The organism is Methylibium rhizosphaerae, from assembly GCF_006386545.1.
GTDB classification, from domain to species: domain Bacteria; phylum Pseudomonadota; class Gammaproteobacteria; order Burkholderiales; family Burkholderiaceae_C; genus Pseudorivibacter; species Pseudorivibacter rhizosphaerae.
Genome location: NZ_SWAR01000133.1, coordinates 1 through 1,199, shown reverse-complemented (window position 1 = coordinate 1,199; position 1,199 = coordinate 1). Strand labels below are relative to the sequence as shown.

The 1,199-nt window shown below is 65.1% G+C and carries 1 protein-coding gene; it reads right to left on the bottom strand.

Translation table 11 applies throughout. From position 1 onward, the window contains the following. Positions 1-138: 138 nt before the first annotated feature. The gene (locus tag E8D38_RS27780) at positions 139-1,122 is read right to left on the bottom strand and encodes an IS5 family transposase (protein ID WP_140637519.1); all 984 of its coding nucleotides are present in this window, start codon (positions 1,120-1,122) and stop codon (positions 139-141) included. Positions 1,123-1,199: the final 77 nt, after the last annotated feature.

Genomic DNA, 1,199 nt, shown 5'->3' with positions numbered 1-1,199 from the left:
TAGGGACGCGCTGAACAATGAGCGTCGCCGCCCGAGTTGAACCGATGCAACGCCACGATGACATCGCACACGCGTTCAACCACGCGGTGCGCTGCCTCGCGGCGGTGTCTGAAGCCTCTTTCGAGGCCGTTTGCGCGCTCAAGACGCACCTCGGGCGTGGAGCGCCAACAACCGCCGCTTGGCGATGACGATGTTGGCCAGCCCGAACAGGCTGAACAGCTGCGCCTCGTTCTTGGCCAGCCCCTTGTAGCGGACCTTCTTGTGGCGGAACAGGTTCTTGATCACATGGAACGGATGCTCGACCTTCGCGCGCACGCTGGCCTTGAGCTGCTCGACTTGCTCAAGCAACCGCGCCCACTTGCGCGCCGGGTCCAACTGCCGGCGCTTGCCCGGCTGCATGGCCACGTGCCATCGAGGGCCGCGCGCTTCTTCTCGCTTGTCCACGCCGCGGTAACCTGCATCGCCGAAGGCGTCGTGTTCGTCACCATGCAGCAGCGCACCGGCCTGCGTCACGTCGTTGACGTTGGCCGCCGTGCCGATCACCGCGTGCACCAGGCCCGACTCGGCGTCCACGCCGATGTGCGCCTTCATCCCGAAGTGCCACTGGTTGCCCTTCTTGGTCTGATGCATCTCGGGATCGCGCGCCTTGTCCTCGTTCTTGGTCGAGCTGGGCGCGGCAATGATCGTCGCATCCACGATCGTGCCCGCACGCATCAGCAGACCTTGCTCGGCCAGGTGCGCGTTGATCTCGTCGAACAACGCCCGGGTGAGATCGTTGTCCTGCAGCAGGCGGCGGAACTTCAGCAGCGTCGTGGCGTCGGGCACCGACTCGCGCGACAGGTCGATGCCCACGAAGTCGCGCAGCGCCTGGCTGTCGTACAGCGCATCCTCCAGCGCCTCGTCGGCCAGGCCGTACCACTGTTGAAGGCAGTACATGCGCAGCATCCTGGGCACGCCGATGGGCTGACGCCCCACGCGCCCACTCTTGGGGTACAGCGGCTCGATCACTGTGATCAGGCGCGCCCACGGCACGATGCGCTCCATGTCGGCAAGGAACTTCTCGCGCCGCGTGCGCTTCTTCTTCATCGCGTACTCGGCGCTGGCAAAGCTGCGTTGAGACATGGTCGTTCAGGGCTGAGGTTCGGTGCACTCACGCATGCATGTGTCGTGCCGGGTTCGGCGAATTGATCAGCGTCTCC